The 2,765-nt window shown below is 74.0% G+C and carries 2 protein-coding genes; both read left to right on the top strand.

The features are described 5' to 3' along the window. The first annotated feature begins 74 nt into the window (after positions 1–74). The gene (locus tag EAO76_RS24730) at positions 75–788 is read left to right on the top strand and encodes a response regulator transcription factor (protein WP_148838134.1); all 714 of its coding nucleotides are present in this window, start codon (positions 75–77) and stop codon (positions 786–788) included. Continuing rightward, on the top strand, positions 785–2,251 hold the full coding sequence (locus EAO76_RS24725; protein ID WP_148838133.1) for a HAMP domain-containing sensor histidine kinase: 1,467 nt from the start codon (positions 785–787) through the stop codon (positions 2,249–2,251). Before EAO76_RS24730 ends, EAO76_RS24725 begins: the two co-directional genes overlap by 4 nt. Positions 2,252–2,765 lie beyond the last annotated feature (514 nt).

The following is a 2,765-nucleotide window of genomic DNA, read 5'->3' as shown; positions in this document are numbered from 1 at the left end:
CCATCGGAGCCCCCGCCCGCTCCGGTACCCCGCGGACAGGACCCGCCCCCTCCGGATGGCGTACGGTGCCGCCCATGGCAAGTGTGCTCGTGGTCGAGGACGACCAGTTCGTACGTTCCGCCCTCATCCGGCACCTGACCGAGGCCGCCCATACGGTGCGGAGCGTCGGCACCGCGCTGGAAGCCCTGCGCGAGGTCGCCCACCTCCGCTTCGACGTGGTCATCCTCGATCTCGGCCTGCCCGATCTCGACGGCGCCGAGGCGCTCAAGATGCTCCGGGGCATCACCGACGTGCCGGTGATCATCGCCACCGCGCGGGACGACGAGAGCGAGATCGTCCGGCTGCTCAACGACGGCGCGGACGACTACCTGACCAAGCCGTTCTCGGTGGAGCACCTGTCCGCGCGGATGGCCGCCGTGCTGCGCCGCTCGCGCGCCGCCGGGGGAGAGGCGCCGCCGCCGAGCGTCATCCGGGTCGGCGGGCTCGCCATCGACCCGCTGCGCCGCCAGGCCGAACTGGACGGGGCCGCGCTCGACCTGACCCGCCGCGAGTTCGACCTGCTGGCCTTCCTCGCCGGGCGGCCCGGCGTCGTCGTCCCGCGCAAGGAACTCCTGGCCGAGGTCTGGCAGCAGTCCTACGGCGACGACCAGACCATCGACGTCCACCTGTCCTGGCTGCGTCGGAAGCTGGGCGAGACGGCCGCCCGGCCGCGCTACCTGCACACCCTGCGCGGTGTCGGGGTGAAGCTCCAGCCGCCCGCCCCCGGCGCCCCGGAGCGGCCCGCATGAGATGGGCGCTGGTCAAGGTCTGTCTGGCCGTCACCGCGATGGTCGTGGTGGCCTTCGCCGTACCGCTGGGCATCGTGGTCGCGGAGATGGCCCGGGACCGCGCCTTCTCCGACGCCGAACGGCAGGCCGCCACCATCGGCCCCACGCTCTCCATCACCACCGACCGCACCGAACTCGAAACGGCCGTGCTCGCCACCGAACCGGGCGTCGCGGGACGGATGGCCGTGCACGTCCCCGCCGTCGGCGAACCGGACGGCGAACCGCTGGAGATCGGCACCCGGCGCGCCGCCCCCGAGGACCTGGAGACCGTGCGCAACTCGGGGCGCGCCTCGATCAGCGAGGTCGGGGGCGGCTTCACGCTGCTCCAGCCGACCGCGCTGGGCCCCGACGACATCGCCGTCGTCGAGGTCTTCGTGCCGCAGGACGAGGTGTCCAAGGGGGTCGGCACCGCCTGGCTGGTGCTGGCGGGCGTCGCCGTCGCGCTGATCGTCGGCTCCGTCGCGGTCGCCGACCGGCTCGGCGTACGGATGGTGGAGCCCGCCCGCCGGCTCGCGGGCGCCGCCCACGACCTGGGGGAGGGGCGGCTGGGCACCCGGGTCGCGGAGGAGGGCCCGACGGAACTGCGCTCGGCCGCCGCCGCGTTCAACTCCATGGCCGACCAGGTCATCCAGCTCCTCGCCAACGAACGCGAACTGGCCGCCGACCTGTCGCACCGGCTGCGCACCCCGCTCACCGTGCTCCGGCTCAACGCCGCCTCCCTGGGGGAGAGCACGGCCGCCGAGCAGACCCGGGCCGCGGTCCGGCAGCTGGAGCACGAGGTGGACATCATCATCAGGACGGCCCGCGAACAGCGCCCGCAGACCCAGGGGCTGAACGGCGGGCCGGGGGCGGGCTGCGACCTCTCCGAGGTGATCCGGGAACGGATGTCCTTCTGGTCGGCGCTCGCCGAGGACGAGGGCCGCGAGGTGAGCCTGGCGGGGGTGGACCGGACGGTCCGCATCCCGGTCGCCAGGCCCGAACTGGTCGCGGTGCTGGACGCGTTGCTCGGCAACGTGTTCCGGCACACCCCGGAGGGCGCCGCCTTCGCCGTCGACGTGCACCACAGCGACGACGCGGTGATCGTGCTGGTCTCGGACGCGGGGGACGGGATCGCCGACCCGGCGGCGGCCCTCGCCAGGGGCGGCGTCGGCCGGGACGGGGCGCGGGGCGCCGGGAGCGCGGTGGGCTCGACCGGGCTCGGCCTCGACATCGTCCGCCGGGCCGCGGAGTCCACCGGCGGCGACGTGCGGATCGGACGCTCGGTGCTCGGCGGTACGGAGGTGAGCGTCCGGATCGGCCTCGACGGACACCGGCGGGAACGCGGCCGGCGCGGACACCGGGTGGGCCGGAGCCGGGGCCGGCGCGGGGCGACACGCGGGAACACGGTCCCCCGACTCCTCCGGGGGAAGACGCCAAACCTCTGACCGGCCTTCCGGGTTCGGGGAAAGAACGCGGACATCGCCGCAGCCGCCCCGGTCGAGCGGTACCCCGTTCATCTTCCGGCGGGCGCCCGGGGATGAACCGGGGATGACGGCGTCCGCACCCGTCGGCGTCCGCAAACGCGACCCGGTCTGCGCGCTCCGGTGCGGCCGACCCCGTACGTCCGCTCCGATACGCCGTTGACCTGCTGCTTTCCTCGGCGGAATGGACTTCGGGCCGAACTCCGCCCCGTTCTGCGCGCGTTATGGCAAGACCTCGGCGGGACACGGTCCCGTGACTTGCAGGACACGCTCGGGCAACGGAAGCGCCTTCAAGTCTTGACACCCGCCCCCTCCAGGCAGGAACCTTCCGGCATCGACGCATGGGAGCGCTCCCACATCGGGTGGGTCCTCCACCCGAACGGCACTGCCCGTGCCCTCCCCCCTCTGGACCTCCGGCACCCGCACCCCACCGGCGCGTGTGTCACGCAGTCAGAACGCCGGTCCCGCACCGGAATGT

This window comes from Streptomyces sp. sk2.1 (assembly GCF_008120935.1).
GTDB lineage: Bacteria > Actinomycetota > Actinomycetes > Streptomycetales > Streptomycetaceae > Streptomyces.
Note: the sequence above shows the minus strand (reverse complement) of the source record. Positions and strands in the feature narration are given on the sequence as shown.